This window comes from Sphingobium sp. TomMM7A, assembly GCF_055397305.1.
The window spans coordinates 844,699-868,411 of sequence record NZ_AP027312.1 but is presented as its reverse complement, the minus strand read 5'-3'; the positions used below and the strand labels follow the sequence as shown (position 1 = coordinate 868,411).

Below are 23,713 nucleotides of genomic sequence, written 5' to 3'. Positions count from 1 at the left end.
GGGCGGGCGGCGGCCGATCAATCTTGTCGCCGCCGCCGCGTCTTTCCCATAAGAGAGGAGGAAGACTCGCCACGCATATGGCGCGGCGCATGGAGAGCGCAGCAGTGCACGAATATGTCACCTGGACAGAGGAGCGTCTTGCCACGTCTCGCATTCCCGGTGTCGTCGTTCGGCTGAACCTGCCGCACGGGGGGAGTTTCCCACAGCATCTCGCAGGCCGGGAGCCTACTCATCAGGTCGGCATGTGGACGTCGAGCATTTACAGGCCGCGCGGCCGGTTTCGCTACGCCACCCAGTCCCACTATCATGAATTGAAACAGGCTACCTTTGTCCCCGCCGATATCAACTGGATCGCCGAAGTCGAAAATTCCGGTCCCCTGAAACCCGCAATCTTCTGCGATTTTGAGAAGGAATATTTCAACGAGACCACGGGCATAGAGCCGCTCAACCATGTAGAGCAGCTGCTATATTGCGAGAATGGGAATGTCTCTCAACAGGCGTTGAAGCTTCTTGCGGATGAGCTTCGTGCCCCCGGTTTTTCCCATGCCGTGAAGGTGGATTCCTTGTGCCGGTTGATCCTCGTGGAATTGGTGCGGCAGCTTGACGATACGCACACCAATGCGCGCGCTGGCGAGGGTGGTAAGCTCGCCTCATGGCAGCTTCGCCGGATCCGCGATATCGTGGAAACCATCGAAGGACGGCCAATCACCGTCCGCCAATTGGCCGATGAATGCGGTATCAGCGCGCCGCATTTGCGTCGCCTGTTCAAGGCCAGCACGGGAACTTCCGTCAGCGCCTATGTCGATGGCATTCGGCTCGAAAGGGCAAAGATGCTCCTCGCCGACCGATCGCTTCCCTTGAAAGGGATAGCGCACCGTCTGGGCTTCGCGAATGCCAGTGCCTTTTCAGCGGCATTCAAGCGTGAGGCCGGAAGCAGTCCGAACCGATATCGTCAACAGATCGCGTCCTGACGTCGCCAGTTGTCGAACGGCCTGTCGGCGCCGTCAGCGCAACGGGTCCAAAAATGCTGTGCAGCCTCCCGTGGTAAGAAGGAACGCCTGGACCGAAGGCGCGTTTGCGTCCTGAATTTCAGGGAGAATGAAAATGGCGCGTATCACGTCGATGGTCCTGGCCGCAGGATTGACGCTGGCGGCCTGTAATCAGGCGAGTGAGCAGCGCAATGCCGACGCATTGAATGCGGCGAAGAACGTTGCTGAAAATGCTGGCGACAGGGTCGAGAAGGCGGCGGAGAACGCAATCGATGCATTGAAACCAACCCCTGATGCGCAGGATTTCGTGAACCTCGCAGCCAGGAGCGATGCGTTCGAGATTGCGGCTGCGAAGCTGGCTTCCGCCAACGCCACGTCCGCTGAGGTAAAGGCCTTCGCCGTTCAGATGATCAAGGCCCATTCAGAGTCCACCGCGAAGATCAAGTTGGCAGCGGGCAAGGCACGGCCTGCCGTTATACCGAACCCTGACCTTACCGCTGGGCAGAAGAAGGATTTGGACGAACTGCGTCGGAAGAAGGGCGCGGCGTTTGACGAGGAATATATCGATGGCCAGGTCGATGCGCATGAAGACGCTCTTGCGCTGATGCGTTCCTACGTGTCGGGCGGGACGGACGCGGCGTTGAAGGCGGCAGCGGGCGAGATCGCTCCGGTGGTAGAGGGGCATCTGAAAATGGCACGGGCGCTGGAGAGCAAGACTGATAAGTGATCGCCGCTATTGGTTAAGGCGCAGCCTTCGTTCAAACCACGATCATCAGTAAACAGGGGCGGACTGTTGCCCGCCCCTTGCACTTTAGAGTCCATCGAGGCCTTTGCTGACGAGCACATTCACCGCGACGCGGCGGTTTTGCGCCTTGCCTTCGACCGTATCATTGCTGCTGAGCGGGTCCGCTTCGGACATGCCAGTGGGAGTCAGCATGCGATAGGGCTTCCAGCCGCAGGTCTGCTGAAGATAGTTGACCACCCGGCTGGCCCGCTTTTCGCTAAGCGCCTGATTGAAGTCGTCGCTGCCGGTGGAATCGGTATAGCCCACGACGAGCAATAGGGCGTTGTTCATGCCATCGGCCGCTGACGCAGTGGCGCACAGGTCGCTCTTCGCCTGCTCGGACAATACCGCCTTGCCGATGTCGAAGTTCACGTTGGTCGTGCTTTTGACATTATATTTATCGATGTCGCCCACGCGGCTGCGCAAGGCTTCCGTCGCGGCGGTCTGTTCGGCAAAGCCTTGGGCAGTGCCGCTGCGGATCATAGATGCGGTCTTCAGGTCCTTGCTCTTCAGATCGATCTGACTGGCGATCAGGTCAGCACCCGACTGAAGCGTCTTGATGGAAACCGGCAGACCGTTCAGCAGCGAGGCTGTGGCAAGCTTGCTGCGGCTAAGGCCAAGGAAACCGCCGCTGGACTTGACACGGGTCGCGTCATTGATGGTGACGACAGTGTTGGTGCCGTCGGCCGCGGTAACCTGCAATTTATCGCCGTTGCGCGCAGAAATGAGGCCTTCGACCTCCGGCCCTTCGGCCAGCTGCGCCGCTTCGGGCGCAGGGGCGCTGTAGGTCGCCGACAGATTGGCTTCAGGCGCCTCCTGCTGCGCTTCCTGCGCGAAACCGGCTGAAGCGGTCCCGGCCGCCACGGACAACAGTAAGAAAAGTTTCGGGCTTTTTAAAATGTTACTCATTGCGCTACTCCTTCAAACTCGATCGGGCGGGCCTGCGTGATCGCAGCTTCTCGTCCGACCGCCGCATCCGTGATGTCGTAACGGCTGTCAGAACCCCCTCCATGTAGTCTCATTATGACGCGCGGTATTCGGCCGCACCTGAACAGCATGGGCGTCCTGCCTGTTCAGCCCAACCTTTCGCGGAGATGAACGCGCCCGGTCGCGCTCCACTGCGGGGGCTGGTAGGACTGCTTCATGCGACGAACCGATGTCGGCGGAGTAAGTTTATTAACCCGAAAGTTAAGATTAAGCAATTTCCCAGCGATGCCGTGGTCGCCGCGAGGATTAGCTGCGTGACTCGGGCGGCCAGAATGCCACTGGAGCTCCCAAGGATTTTCGGGCATGCTGGCACATACTGACGGATAGGGCTTACGCGGTTGAAATATCTTGATTTCATCTCGTCTGTTCCTCCGCCTGCATTGCCGATCGGTGCTCAGGGCTATTTTCTGATGGTTTCCGATTCCAGCGCGCCCAAGATCCACAGGGTGGAATGGAACCGCCCGGACACTGAACAGGGGAAATAAACCATGTCCGAACGGCAGTTGAAGGCGTGGCAGGACGCGGGGCTGATCGACGCCGAAACCGCCGAACGCATTCGCGCGTGGGAGTTGGCCCATAGTCGGCCTATCGGATTGTGGGCGATCGTCGGCCTGGGTGCGTTGACGATCGGTCTGGGGATCATCTCCGTCGTAGCCGCTAATTGGGACGCGATACCCGGTGAAACGCGTCTGGCGATCCACTTTGTCCTGATGGCCGGTCTTGCGGGGCTGCTCTGGTGCTATCTGCCCAGGGCAGCGGCGAAGAACAATTATTTCAGCGATGGATTGCTGTTCGTGGCTGCGGTTCTGGGTCTCGCCTTCTTTGGCCATGTCGGGCAGGTGTATCAGACCTCCTCGCCGATCTGGCAGCCGCTGCTGGCATGGCTGGTCATTTTTTCGCCGCTGCTGCTTTTGTTTGGAAGAGGCTGGCCGATCGCGGGCCTCTGGCTGGCAGCGGTAGTCGGCACGGCATGGTCTCACGCCGACGAATATGGTCATGCGTGGGCATGGGCGCAGCATGTACCCCAACCTGCTTTTCCAACACTCTATTGGGGCCTGATCGTTTGCCCGCCCATGGTAGTGGCTGCCTTCGCCGCGTTCATGCGGGGCCGGAGCGACCGGCCCGCCTTCTGGCGCTTGCTGGAACAACTGGCGATCAGCGTGATCCTTGCGGGCATTAGCATCGCCATCATAGCGGGCGGCTGGGGCAGCCGGACCCACGCTGCCCTCGGCAGCATCGCCATACAGAGTCTGGCCCTGATCGGTGCCGCCGCGATCATATTCCGCGTCACGCCCACACGATCCGGAACAGCGACGGCGGGGATATTGGCCGCTGGGGCGCTGCTGCATTTGGCGCAGGCCTTGCTGGTCGATCTGCACGGCCCGATCCGCAGCCCCTGGATCGGAGCGTCATTCTTCGTCATGCTGTGGGGTGCCGTGGCCGCAGCGGCTATCTTCGCCCAGTGGCGGCGGCTGTTCCAGGGGGCGATCGCACTGGTGGCGCTGCGCATCATTATTTTGAGCTTCGAACTTAATGACAGCCTGCTTGAAAGCGGGGCGGGCCTTATATTTTCCGGGGCTTTCGCCATTGCGGTGGCGTGGTCGACTGTCCGTATCTCGAAACGCTATGCACCGGCGGGAGGGATGGCGGCATGAAAAGGCTTGCGGCATCGCCCCGCCTTCTGCTCGCTGCCGCCCTGCTGCTGCCGATCATGGCCTTGGCTTACAGTTGGATCGCGACCTATCGCCTTGCGCAGCAAGGGCAAGAATGGCTCATTCCTATTCGGGGTTATGATCCAAGGGATTTGCTTCGCGGGCACTATATTCAGTATCGGTATGACTGGCCCGTGGAGGCATCGCGCGACGGTCACAACGGCGGCAAGACTTCCTTTGATGCATCGCTTGCACCTGAATTATGCATTCAGGGCACCGCGCCGCATATTGCCAGGGTTCGCCAATTAAATCCCATTCCAGGTCGTCCCGATGCTCAGCAAATAACGGGGTGCGCGATTATCGTTCGTGCTTCGATTGGCACGCGGCGCGAGGTGCGGGGATTGGATTCCGGCATATTGTTCACGTCGCAAGCTAATGTGATGTCTTTGTCGCGCCGATTGGCGGACGCGGACGAGCAGGGTCTGGTGCGCGTCAGGATCAGGCCGGATGGGGTCATGCGCCCGGTAAGTCTGGAATTCGGAAATCGTCAGCACCCAGATTGATCATTCTTCCTGCAATAGTGACAAAAGTGCATCACAATTGTGCATTGCTCAATTGCGTAGTTTGTTTCCATATTCTACTCTGAAGATCGACCGCCTGAACAAAGGCGGCGAACTAAAATAGGAGGGGATTTTGAAGAAGCATTCCGCACTGCTTTTCAACAGCGTAGCATCATGCGCGGTTCTGATAGCCACACCTGCCTTGGCGCAGGACGCGTCAGGCACCCAACTCGGTGCAACCGCCGACATCATCGTGACGGCTCAACGCCGCGCCGAACGTGCGCAGGATGTGCCCATTGCGATTACGGCTTTTTCGCCCGAACGCCTTCAGCAACAAAACATCACCCAGTCGCAGGATTTGAACGCCAGCGTCCCGTCGCTGGTCGTCGGGTCGGCGGGGCAGGGCTCACGCGACTCCCAAACCTTTACGCTGCGCGGCCAGGGGGCCACGTTCCAGGCGTCGCCTGGCGTCGTCCTTTACCTGAACGAAGTGCCGCTACCTGCCCCGATCACACTCAGCCAGCAGGGCGGGCCCGGCAACTTTGTCGATCTTGAAAATCTTCAGGTGCTCGCCGGTCCGCAGGGCACGTTGTTCGGTCGTAACACCACAGGTGGCGCGATCCTTCTCGTGCCGCATAAGCCGACGAACGACTTTTCCGGCTCGCTGCTTGCGAAATATGGTAATTACGACGCCAAGGAGATTGAGGGCGTTATCAACGTGCCCGTGGTCGAGGACAAGCTGCTCGTCCGCGTCGTCGGCGCCTATCATGATCGCGACGGCTATACCCATGATGTGATCTGGAACAAGGATCGCGACGATACGCATTGGTATTCGGGCCGCATCGGCATCACCTTCCGCCCGACCGAGCGCATCGAAAATTACCTGATGGCCTATGGCTCCTACTCGCGCTTCAACGGCACGGGGCTTATCCATAAAGGATTCAATATCGACGGCACCGCCGGTCTGGCTCAGTTGGGATTATGCGCAGATACGCCTACCCCTTTCACTGCTCCATGCGATGTCTACCGCGCGGCCACGGCTCAAGCCGACGCGCTTGGTCCACGGCAGACCGCGCACGGCGTCGATGACTATCAGAAGACCAAGACCTGGGGTATCACCGACACCCTATCGTTTGATCTCAACGATGAACTCGTGCTGCGCAACATCGTCAGCTATCAGAAGTTCAAGAGCTTCTATCGGTATGACGGCGACGGCACCGTGTTGCAGCAATATGATGTCGATCCCTACAAGCTGCCCGCTCCAGGACAGGTTACGCTTCCCGGCGCTGGCACGCCCATAGTCTACAATAACACATCGCCGATTGCGCTGCCGCGTGACAGCTACAAGCAGTTCACCGAAGAATTTCAGATCCAGGGCACTTATCTGGAAAACAAGCTGACCTTCACGGCGGGCGGCTTCTACTACAGTCAAAAGCCGGACGGCGACCAGGCAGGCAGTGCCGTCAACTATTGCCCGGCGTTTTTTACAGGCACCCCGATACCTGCAACCTTCAAGCCCGACGGCACGATCGCCAGGGCACCTGCTTGTGTCTCCAACGCAACACCGGGCTATGTCGCGACGACCTCAAAGGCGCTCTATGCGCAGGGCACGTTCGATTTCGGGGCGATGACGCCGTCTCTCGACAGCCTGCGGCTTACCGGCGGTTTCCGCTATACCTGGGACAAGATCAAAGGCTTCTCGCAAAGCTATACTCCGACGCTCACCGGTCAGTTTATCTGCTCGGCGGACTCGACGTTGGTGGGCGCGATTTCGGATTGCAACTTCACCGCTTCGCTGAAGAGCAAGGCGGCCACCTGGCTCGTCGGGCTTGATTACAAGCCGGTTCGCGACCTGATGGTGTTTGCCAAAGTCAGCCGTGGCTACAAGGCAGGCGGGTTCAATCCTTACGCGGTTCGCGAGACCACCCGTACCTTCGAACCGGAAAAGGTCACTTCCTATGAGGCGGGGTTCAAATCGGACTTTCAGATCGCCAGCGTGCCTGCCCGGTTGAATGCTTCCTATTATTACCTGAATTACCAGAATATCCAGAAGGCAACCGGGGATTTCAATCCCGTAACCTTGGCCAGCGGCGCGCGGATCAACGCGGCGAAGGCCCATGTTTCAGGTGTCGAGGTCGACGCGTCCATCCGGCCGTGGAAGCCGATCGAGATCGGTGGCAATTTCAGCTATACGCGCTTTAAATATACCGAATATACGTTGCCATCGAACGGCTTCCTGGCGGATTGTTCCGGCACGGCGCTGCCGCCTGGAACGCCCACGGACCTGACCTGCCTGCCCGGTCAGTATGTCGTGCCGTACATCTACAGCTTCCACGTAGCGGTGAACCTGCCCATCGCGGAAAGGCTGGGAGACCTGTCCTTCTTCGTGAACTATGCGCACAATTCGTCGCAGCATACCGAAGCCACGGTCGTTGCGCCGCAGCAGCCGGGGGAGAAGCTGGACGCCTTTGGCTTGCTGAACATGTCGCTGGATTGGAACAACATCGCAGGTTCCGGCCTGGATGCAGGCTTGTACGTCACCAATGCCACGAACAAGCTCTACCGGATCAGCAACACAGACGTGTACCAGGGCGGCTCGTTGCTCTCCTGGGCAACGATCTACGGCGAGCCGCGCATGTATGGCCTCAAGCTTCGCTATCGTTTCGGCGGAGAATAAGGCTTAAAAAACGGGACGGCGGCCATGACGGCCGCCCCCATTCAGTATCCCCGGCCGGTTCAACAGCGTTTGCGTTGGACCGGCCGATCTGTTCTGGTGCTCGATGTTCTACCAGCAACCGACCGTGACAAAATGCCGGAAGCCCCCCACCGATCAGTGTTCGTTAGCGGCGAAGGCGCCGATGCCGGTCTCGGCCCGTACGCGCTGCGCGGCATAGCCAGCCCTGTCGATCACCCCGCGTGAAGAACGATCGAAGTGCGAGATCAGCCAGATAGCAAGGAAGCCAGCTGGCACTGAAAATATCGCAGCAGAGCTGTACGGGAAAGGAGCCGGACCAAGGTTGAAGGTGCTTGTCCAGACCGTCGGCGACAGCAGCGTGACGATGAAAGCGGTAAGCAGGCCAATCGTGCCGCCCATTGCCGCGCCACGCGTGGTGCAGCCATTCCAGAGAAGGGAAAGGATCAGCACGGGGAAATTACCCGACGCGGCCAATGCGAAGGCAAGGCTGACCATGAAGGCCACATTCTGCTTTTCGAACAGGAGACCGAGCAACACCGCCAACGCGCCCAGCGCGAGCGTGGTCAAACGCGACACGCGCAATTCGTTAGCCGGGTTCGCCTCGCCATGTTTCAGCACGGTTGCATATAGGTCATGGCTGATCGCGGAGGCAGCCGACAGGGTCAGCCCCGCGACCACCGCAAGAATAGTCGCAAAGGCGACCGCGGATATGAAGCCGAGGAGGAGATTCCCGCCGATCGCATGGCCAAGATGGATCGCCGCCATATTGCCTCCACCCCGCAGCGCGCCTCCGGCATCCAGATAGGCAGGCTGCGTCCCGACTAGCACGATCGCACCAAAGCCGATGATGAAGGTGAGGATATAGAAATATCCGATCCAGCCGGTCGCCCACAGCACGGATTTGCGCGCTTCCTTTGCATCAGGCACTGTGAAGAAGCGCATCAATATGTGGGGCAAGCCCGCCGTTCCAAGCATCAGCGCGAGGCCGAAGGAAATCGCGGACACTGGGTCCTTGATGAAGTTGCCCGGCGCCATGATCGAACGCCCTTTATCAGCAGCATCGGCAGCGCTGGCGCCCGCATCGAACGCCGCCGCCGTCTTGACCTCAACGGCCCTGGCGAAGAGCGCCTCCAACGAGAAGCCGAACTGGGCCAACACCATCACCGCCATGAAGGTGGCGCCGCCAAGCAGCAGCACGGCCTTGATTATCTGGACCCAGGTGGTCGCGCGCATGCCACCGAACAGGACGTAGAGCATCATCAGCGTGCCAACGATCACCACCGCAACCGCATAAGGCAGGCCGAACAGCAATTTGATGAGCTGTCCTGCCCCCACCATCTGAGCGATCAGGTAGAAGCTGACGACCAGAAGCGTGCTGACCGCTGCAAAGCTGCGAACCGGCGGCTGGGCAAAGCGGTAGGAGGCTACATCGGCGAAGGTAAAGCGTCCGAGGTTGCGCAGCCGCTCCGCCATCAGGAACAGCAGGATCGGCCAGCCCACCAGAAAGCCGGTGGAATAGATGAGCCCGTCATATCCGTCGAAGTAGATCTGCGCTGAAATGCCGAGGAAGGACGCGGCCGACATATAATCGCCCGCCATCGCGAGGCCGTTCTGAAAGCCGCTAATGCCTCCGCCCGCCGTGTAGAAGTCCGATGCTGTGCGCGTGCGCGCAGCCGCCACCTTCGTGATCCACAGCGTCAGCCCGACGAAAGCGACGAACATGCAGATCGCGATCCAGTTGACGGGTTGGCGTTGAGCCTGTCCTTCCAGCGCGGCCGCAAAAGCGGGGAGCGGGGCCAGCGTTATCGAAGCCAGGGCGATCGCTAACAAACGCCCCATCACGCGCTATGGTCCTTTCGGCGGTGTTCCTGAAGAATTGCAGCCATTTGTTCGTCATGATGACGATTGGCGTACGCGACGTAGATTCCGGTAAGCGCGATCGCCAGAAGGATGAGGCCAAGGCCAACGGGTATTCCGACCGACGTCACGCCACCAGCAATAGGTGCGCCAAGCGCTGCCTTGTCGAAGGCGATCAGCAGCAGATAGCCGACGAACGCAAGGAAGATGATGGCGGACAGCCACCAGCCAAGACGCGAGCGCCTTGCTACCAGGTCAACATAACGCTGATCGGCCGCCACACTGGCGACCAAGGCATCCTCTCGCGCATTCATCACACTGCTCCCCCTGCAATATCATCATGCTAGGCGCGGCGTCCATGATTGCAATAGCGTCCGCCTAATTTGGAAGACCTTCACGAAGCGCAGGAGTTCGCCGCTTGCAGCGTGAAAGCAGCCTCACCCGCCATCTGATAGCTGAAGCAATTTGCGGCGGAATTCGGTTGGGGCCATGCCGGTCCATCCGCGACAGGCACGACGCAGCGCGTTGGAATCGCAAAGGTCGAGCCGTTCGGCTATGTCCTCTATCGACAAGCGGCTGTTGGTCAGCATGTCGATGGCCATTTCATGGCGCAGTTCGTCCCGGATCGCACGGAAGGAGGTGCCAGCGCTATGCAGCCTGCGCCGCAGCGTCATCGCCCCCACGGCCAGGTGCCGCGCCAGTTCTTCGAGTGAGGGGAGCTTGCGCCTTTCCCGCAATGCCATCGCCATGAAGTGACGCGAACGGCGAACGATTTCCAGCGGATCCTCACCCGACCGCAACCCGAACAGGAAATTGAGCGTCGGCAACGCTTCGCAATCGGCCATTGTGCGGATAACCGGCTGATCGAGGAGGGCTGCCGCAAAGCGCATTTCCAGCTGGTCTGCGTCCAGCAGCAGATCGAACGGCAGCAGTTGGCCGTCCAGATGCCGTCGGGCGAATTCGGGGAAATCGAGAGCCAGTGTGCCTTCCAGCGGCTTGCCGATGAGCCAGCTGAAAATGGAGTGGAACATCAATTGGCCGTGCAGAATGACGATGAAGTCCATTTCTTCATCATCGCTGCGCGCGCCCGTATATGACAGGCACGCCTGTCCGCTTGTCCGCTTCAACGTCATATTGCCCATGCGTCCGTCGATCGCCAGCAGCAGTTCCTCTGTTCGCATGATGGCTTCGCGCAGGGAGCGGCTACCGACCAGGCAGTAGAAAAGCAGCCGCCAGTCGCCGCCGCGAAAAGGGAGCCGTCCGGTGGCGTAGGCCTGCATATCGGACAGTTCCACGCTGGCACGGGACGACAGCTTTTGCAGGCTGGCGATGTCCAGAGACGGGAGGGTGGCGATCAGAAACCGGTCGAGCGGCTCGTCAAACCCGTTGACCCTCAAGACGCCGACCGCATTTCCCCCGCGTCGTGCGATAAGGCGAAGAAGGCGCGCCACGATGTGATGGCCTGGCTGCCCGATGTCGCTGGAAAGCGGACCACGGTCTTGATCGCATCCTCCTCGGGGCGCGGCTTCGTGCACGACGATCTTGTCCATCATCCTCTCTTCTCGCCGCCAAGAAAATCTAACGACGGCGGCGAGTCAATGACGGGCATGATCGTGCCTGTTCCACATCATGGAATTAAACCGTGATCTATTTGATCCCAGATGCATGAAACTTCAAAGTTCCGTTCGACCGGAATCCGAGCATTGCACGATTTAAGCATAGCGATGCGGGATTTTGGTCGAGGCGATAACAATCGTAAATTGTGGGGAGTGGGGATGCTGAAACATCGTTTCACCAGATATGTCAGTCTACTTATGGCAGGCGCAGCCTTTGTCGCGGCTCCGGACGCCGATGCTCAGTCCGTTTCGGCGGCAGGGTCGGAAGCCTTGCCATCGGACATCATCGTTACCGCGGGCAAGCGCGAGGAAAAGCTGAAAGACGTTCCGATGGCGGTGGACGTCGCGACGGGCGAGCAGATTGAAAAGTTCAACCTGTTTGATTTCAAGGACGTTCCCGCACTTGCGCCGGGACTTCAGATCGCCAACACGTCGGGGCGCGTCAGCGTCGCCACGCTGCGCGGCATCTCGTTCAACCCCGACATTGGCGGACCCGCTGCGGTCGCGGTCTATTACAACGAAGTGCCGGTCGATATTCAGACCGTCACCACCGCTATTTACGACATTGGTCAGGTGGAAGTACTGCGCGGACCCCAAGGGACGCTGCGCGGGCGCACCGCTCCTGCTGGCGCAATTACGGTGACCACACGGCGCGCGGACCTGAGCGAGCCGGAAGGCTATCTGCAAGCGACCGTCACCAACAAGCATGCGCGTAACTTCCAGATCGCGGCGTCTACACCGCTGATCCAGGACAAACTGGCAATCCGCGTCGCAGCCGTACTCGACCGCAACCGGGCAAACCACGTCTACAACATTAACCGTGACGAATGGTCGAACCAGGAAACCGAAAGTGTTCGCGCCACGCTGTCCTTCGCGCCGACCGAGCAGTTGCGCGGGAATATCGTGTATCAATATCTGGAAAGCGATCTGCTGCAAAACCGAGCCGTTCAGGGACCGGGCAACCGACCCAGTCTGTTTTCGCCGTTCGTCAGCGGACCCGCGATCAGCGCGTCCGACCGGCTGGCGGTGCATGAGGGATTGTCTTTCTACACCAACCGCACTCATCTGGTGACGGCGGATGCGTCTTATGACCTTGGCACCCATCTGATTTCGGTGCTGGGCGGCTTCCAGGATTCATCGCTCCATTCGCGCACCGACCAGGATGTGGGCAATGCGGTGCAGGGATATGATCAGGTGCTGACGGTTCCTGACCCTACGCGTGTCTACACGGCCGAAGCGCGTATCTCTTCAGCGTTTGAGGGGATGTTCAACTATACGCTGGGCGTATTCTACAATCAGACGAAAGCGGGCGGTCTGTCTTCCATTCGCGTCGATAGCTTCTTTGCCAATCGGGTGCCCAACACACCCTTCCCAGCGAATATGTTTGCCCTGCCCCTGTTGGCGGAAGTCGACATCACCAACAAGACCAGCGACCTTGCGTTCTTTGGTCAGACCCGGCTGAAGCTGACTGACAAGCTGAGGGTAGAGCTGGGCGCACGCTATACGCGCACTGTGGCTACGGCGCAGAGCTTCCTTGAGGTAACGACCACGGGCGGCGTCGGATTGCCCGTACCCGCTGGGGTCGTGGTGCCGCGCGCCGCGACAGTCGATCCCGATTTCGTGCGTCAGGTCAATCATCCGCTCACCGGGACGGCCAGCGTCAGCTATGACTGGACGCCCGACATCACGACCTATGCCACCTATGGCCGTTCCTACCGCCGTGGATCGGCGCAGTTGGGGGTCAACTCCCCGCTCGATTCCGATTTGCTGGTGCTGGAACCCGAACGGTCGGACGCGATCGAAGTCGGCCTGAAAGCGCAATTGCTGGACAAGCGCGTGTCGTTGAACCTGGCTGCTTTCTACCAGAAATTCGATGGCTTCGTGGGTCTGGTGACGGCGCCGACCGCATCGGCAAGAGACGGTGTAATCGATGGGTCGGCGGCATCGATAAGCTTCAATGGGGATGCGATTTCCAAGGGTGTGGAAATGCAATTGGATGCCCGTCCGATCGACGAGTGGGACATTTCGATCAACGCGTCCTACGCCAACTCGCACTATGACAATGCAACCGTTCCCTGCCGCGATTCCAATGGTGATGGGGTGCCGGACACGGGCCAGCCAGCGGTGCCGATCGGGCAGCAAGTTGCCTTTTGCACCAGCAATGAGCGCCTGGCCAACATCCCCCGCTTCGCGCTGAGCGCCAATAGCGAATTGCGCTTTTCGGCTGGGGCATTGCAGCCGTTCATTCGAGGGCTGCTGACTTACCGGCCGGGCTTCTATGCGCAAAGCGCGGACTATCACTACAAGGCGATCACCAATGTGAACCTGTTCGCTGGCGTCCGTTCGCCCGACGCGGGATGGGAATTGACTGCGTTCGTCAAGAACCTCTTTAATTCCACGCAGATCACCAATGCGACCAGCGCAGAGTTGCAGATCGCGACGCGCTTCCTGGTTCCTGGGCCGGCGGGCAACCCCACGCCCTTCCGCTCGGGATATTCGGCAGTGTCGGTCAATCCGCCGCGCGAATTTGGCATAACGATGAATTACCGCTTCTAAAGGGGGCGTAGCGCCCGGATGGTTTCCGGGCGCTACTTCTCGCGCCGACAAGCGAATATGCTCGCTCTTTTCCTCCAGAGTTGAACGAGGAAATTCCCTAGCGCTTATTGGACCAGAGTGTGACGGCAAGGGGAGACCACGCCGTGCGACAGCGGGAAATACGGTTCGATCCGTCCCGTCTGCGCTTCCGACAGCCAGATCAGATCACTCACGGCGACGCCTCCTCACGCCGCCATTGAATCCACCGATCGCTGTCCCCGCAAGAGATTTAATAGGTCCTGAGCCAAGATGGGAGCATGTCGCCAGAAGCGGCCATTCCACCATGTGGAACAGGAACGAGAACCCTCATCATTATTTGCCGAACGTTCCGATATAGAGTCCCGCCTGATGGCCCGACTTTCCGGAGGGGTCCTTGATCGCGAAGGCAATGCGGCGGCCGTCGGGGGACACCGTCGATTGATGCGCCTGCGCGCCGGACGGGCTGATGTTGGTCAGCGCCCGGCGTGATTTGCCATCCATGGTGATGACGAAGATATCGAAGCCCTTGCCGGAATTCGCCGCGGCGATCTCCGCTGCGCGGCTTTCGCCCTTGAAGCGCAAAATCTGCTCGACGCCTGGCCTGATATGCCCGCTTATTCCGCGATAGGGGCCATCCGGATCGGAATGAATATTCGCTTCCTCCAGGCCATAGCGTTCGTCGGGAAATACGTGGGTTTCGTTATGGGAGGGAGTGGCATAGACCTTGCTCACTGCCTTGGTCGCGATGTCGACCTTATACATTTCGCTGTCCAGCGCCGCCATTTCGGTGGTCCAGAACATGACGCTGCGCCCGCCATCGATGAAGTCATAGGCCTCGGGGAAGCTTGCCGGGCCGGGCTGGCCGGGGCGGTAGCTATAGGCGGCCTGCATGTCGGCAAGCCGCGCGGTCCTGCCGTCACGAACCAGCCGGGCCACGGTCAGGTCCAGGCCAGTCGCCGAAGGACGCGACCAGGATAGGTTGATCGATCCATCGGCGTTGGGTTCACGCGCTATGGCGATGTCGCCCATCGCCCCACTGTTGAGCGAAACCGGACGGGCCAGCGACTTCGACATCCAGAACAGCTGGGTCCGGGTGGCATCGGCCGCGCCGCCGCTGCCCCCCTTCATGCCCGGCGCCGCTTCGATCAGGAAGCTGTTGTCGGGCAGATAAAATATGCGGGTGACGAACTGCGTTTCACCGAATTTACAGGTGAGGCAACGCACTTTTTTCGTGCGTACGTCGATTTCATACGCCGGGCTGTCGACCAGATCGTCTTTGGTGAAGGCAATGCGACGGCCATCGGGCGACCAGTTGGGCCGGTTGCCCCAGTCCAGGAGGCGTTCCTGATGGAAGGGGGCAGTCAGATAGTCGATTTTCGTATCCTTGGCCGTGGCGGCAGACGCTGCCGTCAGCGGCAGGACAGCGGTCAACAGCGCCGCGCTCAGAAGTTGAGCAGCAATGCTGGACTTCCTGCGCTTGATAAGGTTCGTCACGTTCAGGCTCCTTGAGTTCAATATTCTAGCTGGTGTGTGCAATGGCCGTATCCAGACCATGCAGCACGGCAATGCGATCCGGGATGGAGGCCGCCGCGCCGAGTGACTGAACGGCGATCGATGCCGCCATGTTCGCCTCCGCCGCAGCATGTTCGATGCGATCGCCCCGCGCGAGGCCGGCGGCGAGATAGCCACAGAAGCAGTCGCCTGCTCCGGTTGTGTCGACCACAGCCGTGGGCCGTCCCGCTATGCGCTGGACGCCGCTGGCCGCAACGATCGCCACGCCATCCGCGCCTAATGTCACCAACAGGGTTTGGCCATGGTCCAGGCCAAGCATGGTCTTGCTCGACAGCAATCCTGCGTTGTCCAGCCTAGGGACGCCCTCAGCACCCGTCAGCAAGGCCAACTCGCTTTCATTGACAATCAGCAGATGGCAGAGCGGCAGCAGCTGGCGCGCAGCGGTTGATGCGGGCGCAGCGTTGAGGATGGTGCTGGCTCCAGTGGCGCGAGCATACTGAAACAGCGCTAACGTAGCGGGAACGGGCGTTTCCATCTGGGCGAGGCAGACATCATCCGGGCCAAGATCAATCTCGGCGAAGGTGGCATCGACATCCGCATTTGCCCCGGCGACATGAATGATCTGATTGTCCTGCGGCGATGTCGCCACCAGCGCGCAACCGGTGGGGGAGGAAGTGGTGCGCACCCGGCTCACATCGATGCCATGATCGGCAAGCGCCGCGACCATCTGCGCGCCGTCCTCGTCCGCCCCGACCGCGCCCAACAGGATGCAATGCGCACCCGCACGCGCTGCGCCGACGGCCTGGTTCGCGCCTTTTCCGCCCAGCTGGCGCGTCAGATTTGTCCCTGACACGGTTTCACCCGCGCAGGGCAGACGCGGAGCGGTGACCAGAAGGTCGAGATTGATGCTGCCCAGCACCACGACCTTGCCCGCGCGCGCCGTCGTCATCCGCCTTGCTCCAGCAATGCAAGCTTGGCAACGCGACGGCGGAAATGTTCTTCGTCGCTGAACTGCGCGGCCAGGAAATGGCGAACGATGTCGAGGGCTATCTGCGGGCCGGTGATCCACGCGCCGATGCACAATACATTGACGTCGTCATGCACCACCGCCTGCCGCGCGACATAGGTGTCGTGCGCGACAGCGGCTCGGATGCCGCGAACCTTGTTAGCGGCGATGCATGCCCCAGCGCCCGTGCCGCACAGCAGGATGACGCGATCGGTCTCCCCATCCAGGATGGTTTGTACCGCCCGGCGGGTAATGTCGGGAAAGTCGACAGGCTCTTCCGACTGCGCGCCGACGTCGATGATGCGGCCGCTGTGGCGGCCTAGCAGATCCAGCACTGGCGGGCGCAGCGGGAAACCGGCATGGTCGTTGGCAAAGCCGATGACGTCCCGGAAAGGTATATGCTGTTCGTCCCCCGACAATGTTTCTGGCTTGCGCATCGATCCCCCGAATTCCCCGCCAGTGCCGCTCTCGCAGCATTTCACCGACAGAATCGAACCTGCCCACTGGCGCTTTGATTGCACTGTGGTATTACCAGTTTGGAATCCGATCAAGGGGGAGGACCGAATGACGCGTGGCAGGGAGGATGCGATGGGGCGTGGAAGGCTGGCGGCCTTTTGCGTCACCGCGCTCGCGATCCAGGCTTATGCGACGCTGGTCACGGTGTTCCTGCCCGAATTCTACGCCAATGCGCTGGCTCTGCCGGTCGGTGCGGTCGGCGCCGCCTTCATGACGGTGCGGGTGTTGGACCTGATGATCGATCCGCTGCTGGGCGGAATGATGGACGCGACGCGATCGCGTTGGGGGCGCTACCGTCCCTGGTTGGCGGCGAGCGCGCCAATTCTCATGCTGTCGACTTACGCCCTGTTTCAGGCGGAGCGAGGGGTCGGCATGGCTTATCTTTGGGCCTGGCTGTTCATCGCCTTCATCGGCTTTTCGATGATCGTGCTGTCGCATCTGGCCTGGACGGCGACCCTGTCCACGGGATCCACGGAGCGGACGCGCATTTTCGCCTGGTGGCAGGTTTTCGCGACGGCAGGGCAGTTTTCGATCCTCGCCATATTGCCGGTGGTCGCCAGTGCCTATCCCGGCGATCCAGGGGCCGGCATGCACGCGGCGGGATGGGTCATGATCGTGTTGATCCCCGGCGCGATCTTGCTGGCGCTGCGGACCACGCCGGAAAAGCCACCTGCGGCAGGTGCTCAGGCCGCGCTCGCGATACGGGATTATATCGCGCTGTTCTCGCAAGGGCCGGTCGTTCGACTGGTGCTGGCCGACCTGCTGATCGCCTTGTCCACGGGCGTCGCCAATGCGGTGGCATTGTTCTTCTACATGGGGCAGCTTGGTTTCGATCGGGCAGCGGCCAGCACACTGATCCTCATCGCCTATGCCGCCGCCTTTGCCGGGACGCCATTGTTCGCCAAGCTGGCCGGGCGGATCGGCAAGGCGCGGGCGTTGCAGGCGGGAGCGTTGATCCAGGCGTTGCTGCAATTGGGGATGGCGATGCAGCCCGCCAATTCCTTCTGGCTGACGGCGGCCAATGTCGCGGCGCTTGGCCTCTGCATCCCGATCGCCTGGTTCCTGCCCCGTGCGTTGATGGCCGATGTCGCCGACGCTACGCGCGCGCGCTTCGGGGTCGACCGTACCGGGCTGCTCTATGCGACGCTCAATGGATCGATGAAGCTGGCGTTGGGGCTGGCGGTGGGCCTAGCCTTCCTGTTGCTCGCCTGGCTCGGCTTCGATCCTGCCCATGCCGGTGACCCGCGCAACGCCCTGCCGCTGCGTAGCTTGATCGGCATCGTGCCAGCGCTCTTTTCGCTGGGCGTAGTCCTGTGCATGATGCGCTACCCTGAAACATCCCTGCGAGAGGCGAGCCGCCAGGCCGTGCTCGCCTGAAACTTCGAAAAGCTGAAAGAGATTGCCAATGAACCGTCGCGACCTGCTCAAATCCTCTGCTCTCCTGATGCTCGCAGCCGGTGTTCCTGCGGCTGCACGGCGGAAATCTGCTCCCCTGCTGGGGGAAGATGGTCCGGGCGTGCAGCTCTATATGTTTGAACCCGGCCTGCACCGTGACCTTGACGGTACGCTCGCCGCGATCGCTGCGGCAGGTGTGCGATCGGTGGAGCTTGCCTCGCTGCACCGTAATACGCCGACACAGTTCCGCGCTGCCCTGGACAAGGCAGGTTTGAAATGCCGCAGTGCCCATGTCGCTGCTTCATCGTCGGTGCCCGGCGCGAGCGGGCTGAACTTCGACAATCTGGACAAACTGGTCGAGGATCTGAACATATTGGGATCACGCAACGCCGTGCTGCCGCTGTTCCAGTTCCCCAAGGACCCGAAATGGGGTCCGCCGGTGTCCTTCATGTCGCTGATGAAGCCGGGTGGCCCGCCGGTGCCCGCCGAGCGCTATGAACGCATGGCCGACTTCCTTAATGAAAAGGGTTCCGTCCTCAAGAAGCATGGCATTCGCATCGGCTATCACAATCATAATGGCGAGTTGGCTCCGCTCGGGGAGAAGACCGGCCTTCAGATCCTGCTGGAAAAGACCGACCCGCGCATCGTCGATTTCGAAATGGATGCGGGCTGGCTGGCGGCGGGCGGGCAGGACCCGGTCGCTTGGCTCAAACGCTATCGCGGGCGCTTTACCCAAATGCATGTGAAGGACATCGCGGCTGGGACCCAGGTCAATTATCATATGCAACAGAAGCCGACGGAGGTGGGATCGGGCACGATGGATTGGCCCGCCATCCTGAAGGCGGCGCAGACTGCGGGCGTGCGCAACTTCTTTGTCGAGCAGGAGCCCCCATTCTCCGGCGCGCGCATCGACTCGCTGAAGAAGAGCCTTGCCTACCTTCGCACGCTGGAGACTGCACGATGAACTGCCGCCTGATGACCCGCACGGCAATCTTCGCCTCACTGATCGCCGCAGCCGTGCCGGGACAGGCGCAGGATGATGCGGCGTCAGCCCTGCTGTTCGACGATGTGACTGACACGCAAGTGCCCGTTTCCAAATATCTCCACGCGCTGGACGTCGCGCTGGTGGATGTGGATGGCGACGGCGGTCTGGACGCGGCGATCGCGGTCGAAATGGGTGCGAACCGGCTCTATATCAATGATGGGCAGGGCCACTTCACCTGGAAGCAGGGTGCGCTCGGCACCAAGGCGCATGATACGGAACATGTGCTGTCCGCCGACTTCAACCGTGATGGCTATCCCGACCTGATCTTCGTCGCGGAAGAGGACCATGCGCACCAGCTGTTTCTGGGCGGACCGGGGGGCGAATTTACCGACGCGTCGGATCGGCTGCCGAAAATGAGCGAGGGCAATGGTCTTGCGGTGGGCGACGTCAATGGTGACGGCCTGCCGGACATCGTGATCGGCAATTCGGGGGAGGAGCGCTGGAACAAGCTGCGCGCGTCGGGGCAGAACTTCCTGTGGCTGAACGATCCCAAACAGCCCGGCACTTTCATTGATGCGACGGCGACGAACCTGCCCGCTTATGAAGACGATACGCAGGACATCGCGCTGGCCGACCTGGACGGTGACGGCGACCTCGACATGGTGGTCGCGAACGAAAGCCCGCCCAACCGCGTGCTGATGAACGATGGCAAGGGGCATTTTCGCGAGGCGCCCAAGGCGCTTCAGCTTCTCACCCCGCTGGAAACGCGCGAAGTGCATGTGTTCGACGCCAATGGCGACAAGCGTCCGGACATTCTGTTCCTGAACCTGACCAGCAACAACAAAAAGTGGGACAAGGATCCGCAGGCGCGGTTGCTGATCAACAAGGGGCGGGGCAAGTTCCGTGACGAAACCAAGACGCGCCTGCCTGCCAACCGCTTTTCCAGCTGGGGCGGGATGGTGATGGATTTCAATCATGACGGCCATCCCGACCTGATCGTTGGCGCGATCGACGTGCCGGGGTTCAAGCCGTTGCAGCTGCGCGCCTATGCCAATGACGGGAAGGGCCGCTTCACCGACGTGACGGCTTCGGTCATGCCTGCCGCGACCGTCGCGCGCAGTTGGAGCATGGCTAAAGGCGACGTCAACGGAGACGGCGTGGAGGACTTGTTCGTTGGCAGCTGGGGCACGCAGGCGCGCCTGCTGCTGGGCAAGCGCAAATAAGGGGTGGCCGATTTCCTGTTCCGCCAGGCGGAATTGCAGTTTCCGCGCAAGTTGTAAATTGCAGCTTTCATTGCCGATTTGTAAGTCCAATGCAGAACGGCGGCGAGGGAACAGGTTTTGGCGGACGGCGACGGTATGAAAAAGGCGCGGATCGCGCTGGCGCGGGAGATGTTCGACGTCGCGCTGTCCGCGGTATCTGCGGAGAGATGCCTGCCTTCGCATATGCCATCCCCGCCGAAAGGACGGCGGCTGGTGCTTGCAGTGGGCAAGGCGGGCGCGGCGATGGCGGACGTAGCGCTTCGCCACTCTCCACCGGGGACGCAAACGATCATCCTTACGCCCTACGGTCACGGCCTGCCGCCCGGAACCTTCCCCGCCGACGCCCTTGTGATCGAGGCCGGGCATCCCTTGCCCGACGAGCATGGTCAGCGCGCGGCGCAGATGATCCAGGAAGCCGTGCGAGACCTTGGCGAAGAGGATCAATTGCTGGCGCTGATCTCTGGCGGTGGCTCTGCGTTGTTGGCATTGCCGGTCGATGGTGTATCGCTGGATGATAAGCGCCGCGTAACGCGCGAGCTGCTGTTTTGCGGCGCTACCATTTCGCAGATAAACTGCGTGCGCACGCACTTGTCGCAGGTCAAGGGCGGGCGTCTGGCCGCGCTGGCGTATCCCGCGCAAGTGGTCACATTGGCCTTTTCCGACGTGCCGGGCGACGATCCAGCCTTGATCGCTTCAGGTCCTACCGTTGCCGACCGGACGACACTGGCCGACGCGCGGCGGGTGATCGAACGCTATCGCATCACCGTTCCAGACAATGTGATGGCAGTGTTGAGCGACGATCGGCATGCGACGCCGAGGCCGGGGTCGCCAGAGTTCGCGCGGGCCGATACGCGGATCGTCGCGCGCAACCGCATGGCGCTGGAAGCCGCAGGGGAAGTCGCCAGGGCGGCGGGATACAAGCCCGTCTATTTGGGTGACGATCTGGAAGGGGACGCGACCGAACTCGGCATCGTCCACGCTGCGCTCGCCCTGCATCATCAGCGGAAGGGCGGACGATGGGCGCTGCTGTCTGGTGGCGAAACCACCGTGCTGGTCGGCAATCCGTCAGGTAGTGGCGGGCGCAACAGCGAATATATGCTGAGCCTCGCCATGTCGCTGGACGCCGCGCCGGGCATATCGGCGCTGGCGTGCGATACCGATGGCATCGATGGCGTGGGCGGCCATGCGGGGGCCATCGTCGATGAAAGCACTTTGGCGCGGGCTCGTGCCGCGGGCATGTCGGCAAGCGGAATGCTGCGCGAAAATAACAGCTTCGGCTTCTTCAACGCGTTGGGGGATCTGGTGTTTACCGGGCCGACGCGCACCAACGTCAATGATTTTCGCGCTATCCTGATCGACGGGTGAGCCCACATGCGGAACGTCAGTCGGTGGGAGCCCCATGAATTTTCCAGGCCGCGCCGATGGCGAAATGGCTGAGGATCAAGTCGTCCGCCATCAGCGCGTCGCCCGCGCGGACAGCTTCATAGATGCGGCGGTGATGATCGACCAGATATTCCCGCGCCATCGGGCTGTCCGCAATGCGCTGGCGCCGTTCGACATGGGACCGTTCCAGCAGGTGCGTGATCGTGCCGTAGACGGTAGACAGTGCAGGTGAGTGCGCCGCCGCGACCAGTTGCGTATGGAAATTGAGGTCGGCATGACCACCTTTGGCGACATCGCCGATCGTCGCTTCTATATCCTCCAGCGCCTGTTCAAGGTTCTGGCGATCTTCTTCCGTGGCGCGGGCGCAGGCCAGCCGTAGCGCCTGCCGTTCGAGCGCGATCCGCACCTCGACAATATCGTCGATGATTGCCGGTTGCTGCGCCAGAGCGAGCGAGAAGAACTCGCCCAGCACCGATGCATCGGGAACGCGCACGGTGCTGGCGCGGCCGTGGCGTGTTTCCAGCACGCCGATCATCTCCATCGCGCGCACGGCTTCGCGCACGGCCGGGCGGCTTACCCCTAGGCTGAGCGCGAGTTCCCGTTCACCCGGTAGGCGGTGACCGGTCTGGACGCCGCCATTCACCAGCAGATCGCGCAAATGGGCAAGCACCCGGCGATATCCGGAACTTTCTGGCTCTGAGGCTAGAGTAGCGCACTCCATGGTCATCGTGCGGCTTTATCGCCCGCAAGCGCTGCTGACCAGTGGTTAGTCTGGCTGTCCACATAGTGAAACGGCAACAGGCCCTGCTTGACTTATTACGACCATCACGTTGCTTGCGCAGGGACAAGGAGACAGATCGATGAAGGCAAAATATCTCTCGTTATCCGTTATGCTCGCGGTGCTGCCCCTGTCTGCGCTTCCCGCGCAGACCTTTACGCGGGGCGAGGCCGTTCCTGCTGCGATGCCGCTGGGGAACAAGCCCGGCAATCCAATCCAGGACATGCCCCCCGGACAGCGGCTGATTTCAGCCTTCGGAGAGCGGCCGGTCTTTTCGCCCACGGGCGACAAGCTGGCTTTCATCGGCAAATCCTACGGTGACGCTTTCGAATATGACATGACGACGGGGCGTACCCGCAACTTGACAGGCCATGCGCCGAGCGAAGGTTATTTGCGGGTGCATTATCTTGCTGATGGCAGCTACGCGCTGCTCGGCCCCCGTATATTGGGAAAGACAAGGGAAGAGACGCGCCACGGCCGCATCGAACTATTCTGGATGGACCCGCAGGCGATGCGCGCACCAGTGCCGCTGGGCATCACGGTGTTCGAAGGGATAGCGCTCAGCCCACGCAGCAACATGATCGCCTGGAGCCAGGTAAAGCCTGCAGCAGGTGGCAAACCGGCATCGACCACCATTTATACGGGGCGCGTTGCCGTTAACGCGCAATCAGCGAAGTTGGAAGATGTACGGGAAATCGTGACAACGACTGAATGCTTCGTCGAAGCGCAAGACTTCCTGCCGGGCGATAAGGGGCTGGTCATGCCCTGCTATGGTTTTGGCAAGGGGCCGACGGGTGTGGAGACAAAGGTGTTGTCCGTAGATTTCGCGACCAAAAAGATCACCGAATATCCGACGCCTTCCACCCTTTATAGCGAAGTCGAAGGGATTTTCCCGGATGGCAAGCGGACATTGGTGGAATGCGCACAGGATCGCGCCAAAGGCATGGACCTGTGCGTCCTTGATCTTGATCCAAAAAAGCCGCGCTACACGCGCATGACGAACATCGTGCAATATGGCGGATGGAAATATGGCAATCCGGTCGTGCGGCCCGATGGCCGGATGATCGCTGCGCAAGTGGGGTCGGCGGACGTGATCGACGCGGGCGTGGGGCAGGGCATCGTATTGATGGACCTGGCGCCGGACTTTTGATCGTAGCGGATT

The 23,713-nt window shown here is 60.9% G+C and carries 19 protein-coding genes; 11 read left to right on the top strand and 8 right to left on the bottom strand.

The features are described 5' to 3' along the window. Positions 1-89 precede the first annotated feature (89 nt). Positions 90-971, top strand: a complete 882-nt coding sequence (locus ACZ5ZH_RS16575) for a helix-turn-helix domain-containing protein (RefSeq protein ID WP_464775235.1) — start codon at positions 90-92, stop codon at positions 969-971. Positions 972-1,104: 133 nt separating this feature from the next. Then, on the top strand, positions 1,105-1,716 hold the full coding sequence (locus tag ACZ5ZH_RS16570) for a DUF4142 domain-containing protein (RefSeq protein WP_460989032.1): 612 nt from the start codon (positions 1,105-1,107) through the stop codon (positions 1,714-1,716). 84 nt (positions 1,717-1,800) lie between these two features. Here the strand turns inward: ACZ5ZH_RS16570 and ACZ5ZH_RS16565 are convergent, their stop codons facing one another. Beyond that, complete coding sequence (locus tag ACZ5ZH_RS16565; protein ID WP_464773072.1) at positions 1,801-2,682, bottom strand: OmpA family protein; 882 nt, start codon at positions 2,680-2,682, stop codon at positions 1,801-1,803. Between the two features lie 566 nt (positions 2,683-3,248). Here ACZ5ZH_RS16565 and ACZ5ZH_RS16560 point away from each other — a divergent pair. From ACZ5ZH_RS16560 to ACZ5ZH_RS16550, 3 genes are all read left to right on the top strand, one after another. Next, the gene (locus ACZ5ZH_RS16560) at positions 3,249-4,415 is read left to right on the top strand and encodes a DUF2157 domain-containing protein (RefSeq protein WP_464773071.1); all 1,167 of its coding nucleotides are present in this window, start codon (positions 3,249-3,251) and stop codon (positions 4,413-4,415) included. Then, entirely contained in the window at positions 4,412-4,975 is a 564-nt protein-coding gene (locus tag ACZ5ZH_RS16555) for a GDYXXLXY domain-containing protein (protein WP_464773070.1), read from the top strand. The genes ACZ5ZH_RS16560 and ACZ5ZH_RS16555 overlap by 4 nt, the downstream gene beginning before the upstream one ends. A 130-nt stretch (positions 4,976-5,105) precedes the next feature. Then, positions 5,106-7,649, top strand: coding sequence for a TonB-dependent receptor (locus tag ACZ5ZH_RS16550; protein WP_464773069.1), 2,544 nt, complete (start codon positions 5,106-5,108; stop codon positions 7,647-7,649). Positions 7,650-7,802: 153 nt separating this feature from the next. On the opposite strand, the gene ACZ5ZH_RS16545 is transcribed toward ACZ5ZH_RS16550, so the two are convergent. The 3 genes from ACZ5ZH_RS16545 to ACZ5ZH_RS16535 form a co-directional block, all read right to left on the bottom strand. Then, complete coding sequence (locus ACZ5ZH_RS16545) at positions 7,803-9,506, bottom strand: cation acetate symporter (protein ID WP_464773303.1); 1,704 nt, start codon at positions 9,504-9,506, stop codon at positions 7,803-7,805. Next, positions 9,506-9,838, bottom strand: a complete 333-nt coding sequence (locus ACZ5ZH_RS16540) for a DUF485 domain-containing protein (protein ID WP_449469843.1) — start codon at positions 9,836-9,838, stop codon at positions 9,506-9,508. Before ACZ5ZH_RS16540 ends, ACZ5ZH_RS16545 begins: the two co-directional genes overlap by 1 nt. 123 nt (positions 9,839-9,961) lie before the next feature. Further along, positions 9,962-11,077: a helix-turn-helix domain-containing protein gene (locus tag ACZ5ZH_RS16535; RefSeq protein WP_464775234.1), complete on the bottom strand. Its 1,116-nt coding sequence runs from the start codon at positions 11,075-11,077 to the stop codon at positions 9,962-9,964. 222 nt (positions 11,078-11,299) lie between these two features. On the opposite strand from ACZ5ZH_RS16535, the gene ACZ5ZH_RS16530 reads away from it, so the two are divergent. Then, positions 11,300-13,696 carry a TonB-dependent receptor gene (locus ACZ5ZH_RS16530; protein ID WP_464773066.1) on the top strand — a complete coding sequence of 799 codons (2,397 nt, stop codon included), beginning with the start codon at positions 11,300-11,302 and terminating at the stop codon, positions 13,694-13,696. A 351-nt stretch (positions 13,697-14,047) separates the two neighbouring features. Here ACZ5ZH_RS16530 and ACZ5ZH_RS16525 read toward each other — a convergent pair whose 3' ends face one another. From ACZ5ZH_RS16525 to ACZ5ZH_RS16515, 3 genes are read right to left on the bottom strand one after another with little or no spacing between them, the layout of a single operon-like run. After that, complete coding sequence (locus tag ACZ5ZH_RS16525; protein WP_464773065.1) at positions 14,048-15,208, bottom strand: hypothetical protein; 1,161 nt, start codon at positions 15,206-15,208, stop codon at positions 14,048-14,050. Positions 15,209-15,233: 25 nt separating this feature from the next. Beyond that, entirely contained in the window at positions 15,234-16,175 is a 942-nt protein-coding gene (locus ACZ5ZH_RS16520; protein WP_464773064.1) for a ribokinase, read from the bottom strand. After that, positions 16,172-16,669, bottom strand: a complete 498-nt coding sequence (locus tag ACZ5ZH_RS16515; RefSeq protein WP_464773063.1) for an RpiB/LacA/LacB family sugar-phosphate isomerase — start codon at positions 16,667-16,669, stop codon at positions 16,172-16,174. Before ACZ5ZH_RS16515 ends, ACZ5ZH_RS16520 begins: the two co-directional genes overlap by 4 nt. Before the next feature lie 127 nt (positions 16,670-16,796). On the opposite strand from ACZ5ZH_RS16515, the gene ACZ5ZH_RS16510 reads away from it, so the two are divergent. From ACZ5ZH_RS16510 to ACZ5ZH_RS16495, 4 genes are all read left to right on the top strand, one after another. Beyond that, positions 16,797-18,125, top strand: coding sequence for an MFS transporter (locus ACZ5ZH_RS16510; RefSeq protein ID WP_464773062.1), 1,329 nt, complete (start codon positions 16,797-16,799; stop codon positions 18,123-18,125). 28 nt (positions 18,126-18,153) lie between these two features. After that, the gene (locus tag ACZ5ZH_RS16505) at positions 18,154-19,107 is read left to right on the top strand and encodes a sugar phosphate isomerase/epimerase family protein (protein WP_464773061.1); all 954 of its coding nucleotides are present in this window, start codon (positions 18,154-18,156) and stop codon (positions 19,105-19,107) included. Then, the gene (locus ACZ5ZH_RS16500) at positions 19,104-20,351 is read left to right on the top strand and encodes an FG-GAP repeat domain-containing protein (RefSeq protein WP_464773060.1); all 1,248 of its coding nucleotides are present in this window, start codon (positions 19,104-19,106) and stop codon (positions 20,349-20,351) included. The genes ACZ5ZH_RS16505 and ACZ5ZH_RS16500 overlap by 4 nt, the downstream gene beginning before the upstream one ends. A 135-nt stretch (positions 20,352-20,486) precedes the next feature. Continuing rightward, complete coding sequence (locus tag ACZ5ZH_RS16495) at positions 20,487-21,755, top strand: glycerate kinase type-2 family protein (RefSeq protein ID WP_464775233.1); 1,269 nt, start codon at positions 20,487-20,489, stop codon at positions 21,753-21,755. 16 nt (positions 21,756-21,771) lie between these two features. Here ACZ5ZH_RS16495 and ACZ5ZH_RS16490 read toward each other — a convergent pair whose 3' ends face one another. Beyond that, positions 21,772-22,443, bottom strand: coding sequence for a FadR/GntR family transcriptional regulator (locus ACZ5ZH_RS16490; RefSeq protein WP_464773058.1), 672 nt, complete (start codon positions 22,441-22,443; stop codon positions 21,772-21,774). A gap of 190 nt (positions 22,444-22,633) precedes the next feature. On the opposite strand from ACZ5ZH_RS16490, the gene ACZ5ZH_RS16485 reads away from it, so the two are divergent. Continuing rightward, positions 22,634-23,701, top strand: a complete 1,068-nt coding sequence (locus tag ACZ5ZH_RS16485) for a TolB-like translocation protein (protein ID WP_464773057.1) — start codon at positions 22,634-22,636, stop codon at positions 23,699-23,701. Positions 23,702-23,713 lie beyond the last annotated feature (12 nt).

What these genes read in the sequence shown, in the direction of transcription:
- ACZ5ZH_RS16570 (WP_460989032.1), top strand. Translation starts at nt 1,105, where the DNA reads ATGGCGCGTATCACGTCGATGGTCCTGGCCGCAGGATTGACGCTGGCG.
- ACZ5ZH_RS16530 (WP_464773066.1), top strand. Translation starts at nt 11,300, where the DNA reads ATGCTGAAACATCGTTTCACCAGATATGTCAGTCTACTTATGGCAGGC.
- ACZ5ZH_RS16545 (WP_464773303.1), bottom strand. Translation starts at nt 9,506, where the DNA reads ATGGGGCGTTTGTTAGCGATCGCCCTGGCTTCGATAACGCTGGCCCCG.
- ACZ5ZH_RS16495 (WP_464775233.1), top strand. Translation starts at nt 20,487, where the DNA reads ATGAAAAAGGCGCGGATCGCGCTGGCGCGGGAGATGTTCGACGTCGCG.
- ACZ5ZH_RS16555 (WP_464773070.1), top strand. Translation starts at nt 4,412, where the DNA reads ATGAAAAGGCTTGCGGCATCGCCCCGCCTTCTGCTCGCTGCCGCCCTG.
- ACZ5ZH_RS16520 (WP_464773064.1), bottom strand. Translation starts at nt 16,175, where the DNA reads ATGACGACGGCGCGCGCGGGCAAGGTCGTGGTGCTGGGCAGCATCAAT.
- ACZ5ZH_RS16515 (WP_464773063.1), bottom strand. Translation starts at nt 16,669, where the DNA reads ATGCGCAAGCCAGAAACATTGTCGGGGGACGAACAGCATATACCTTTC.
- ACZ5ZH_RS16505 (WP_464773061.1), top strand. Translation starts at nt 18,154, where the DNA reads ATGAACCGTCGCGACCTGCTCAAATCCTCTGCTCTCCTGATGCTCGCA.
- ACZ5ZH_RS16500 (WP_464773060.1), top strand. Translation starts at nt 19,104, where the DNA reads ATGAACTGCCGCCTGATGACCCGCACGGCAATCTTCGCCTCACTGATC.
- ACZ5ZH_RS16575 (WP_464775235.1), top strand. Translation starts at nt 90, where the DNA reads ATGGAGAGCGCAGCAGTGCACGAATATGTCACCTGGACAGAGGAGCGT.
- ACZ5ZH_RS16510 (WP_464773062.1), top strand. Translation starts at nt 16,797, where the DNA reads ATGACGCGTGGCAGGGAGGATGCGATGGGGCGTGGAAGGCTGGCGGCC.
- ACZ5ZH_RS16560 (WP_464773071.1), top strand. Translation starts at nt 3,249, where the DNA reads ATGTCCGAACGGCAGTTGAAGGCGTGGCAGGACGCGGGGCTGATCGAC.
- ACZ5ZH_RS16540 (WP_449469843.1), bottom strand. Translation starts at nt 9,838, where the DNA reads ATGAATGCGCGAGAGGATGCCTTGGTCGCCAGTGTGGCGGCCGATCAG.
- ACZ5ZH_RS16565 (WP_464773072.1), bottom strand. Translation starts at nt 2,682, where the DNA reads ATGAGTAACATTTTAAAAAGCCCGAAACTTTTCTTACTGTTGTCCGTG.
- ACZ5ZH_RS16535 (WP_464775234.1), bottom strand. Translation starts at nt 11,077, where the DNA reads ATGATGGACAAGATCGTCGTGCACGAAGCCGCGCCCCGAGGAGGATGC.
- ACZ5ZH_RS16485 (WP_464773057.1), top strand. Translation starts at nt 22,634, where the DNA reads ATGAAGGCAAAATATCTCTCGTTATCCGTTATGCTCGCGGTGCTGCCC.